Source organism: Vogesella mureinivorans (genome assembly GCF_007644035.1).
Lineage (GTDB): Bacteria > Pseudomonadota > Gammaproteobacteria > Burkholderiales > Chromobacteriaceae > Vogesella > Vogesella mureinivorans.
In genome coordinates, this window is the sequence record NZ_VMTV02000634.1 from 1 (window position 1) to 837 (window position 837).

Below are 837 nucleotides of genomic sequence, written 5' to 3' on the forward strand. Positions count from 1 at the left end.
TCTAGAGAAGGCAAGGTCAGGCACTTACAGCCTATCGGTTATTTGAGAGTTGAAAGGGCAAGTTGGCCGCAAGGCTGACAACTTGGCTGCTTTTAAAAGCAGACAAGTGCAAACGGGGGTTTGTAGCTCAGCCGGTTAGAGCACTGTGTTGATAACGCAGGGGTCGTAGGTTCGAGTCCTACCAGACCCACCAAGGATAAAGCCGAAAGACAAGGCGCGAGAGAGCGACATGTACGCCTGTACATGAGCGATTGAGCAACGAAGTATTTCGGGTTTAGAGGGGGATTAGCTCAGTTGGGAGAGCACCTGCTTTGCAAGCAGGGGGTCGTCGGTTCGATCCCGTCATCCTCCACCACCCAATGCAAACAAAAACGCATTCAGTACGCTGAGTGAATTTCTGTTTGCGTTGTAAAACGCCCGATCTTTAACAAACTGAAGAAGCCAATTTACAAGCGGCGAAACAAAACGATAAGTTAACTCTGATCGTGATGAATCGTCGACTTGGGTAGAAAGATTGTATCGACTGTCGTATACGCCTTAGTGTGCGACATGTCACCAGCGCGAAGCTCATCAGATTAAGGTAACTGAAATGATAGGGTCAAGCGACTAAGTGCATCTGGTGGATGCCTTGGCGATCACAGGCGATGAAGGACGTGCAAGCCTGCGAAAAGCAGTGGGGAGCTGGCAATGGAGCTTTGATCCACTGATATCCGAATGGGGAAACCCCTCCGCAAGGAGATCCTGCGCTGAATATATAGGCGCATGGAGGCGAACCGGGAGAACTGAAACATCTAAGTACCCCGAGGAAAAGAAATCAACCGAGATTCCGTAAGTAGT

General features: G+C 49.7%; 2 tRNA genes and 1 rRNA gene. All 3 read left to right on the forward strand.

Features of this window, described 5'->3' with window-relative positions:
* The first annotated feature begins 116 nt into the window (after positions 1–116).
* Positions 117–193, forward strand: a tRNA-Ile gene (locus FLQ44_RS17020).
* 86 nt (positions 194–279) lie between these two features.
* Positions 280–355 (forward strand) — tRNA-Ala (locus FLQ44_RS17025).
* Between the two features lie 241 nt (positions 356–596).
* A 23S ribosomal RNA gene (locus FLQ44_RS17030) occupies positions 597–837 on the forward strand; the annotation flags it as partial.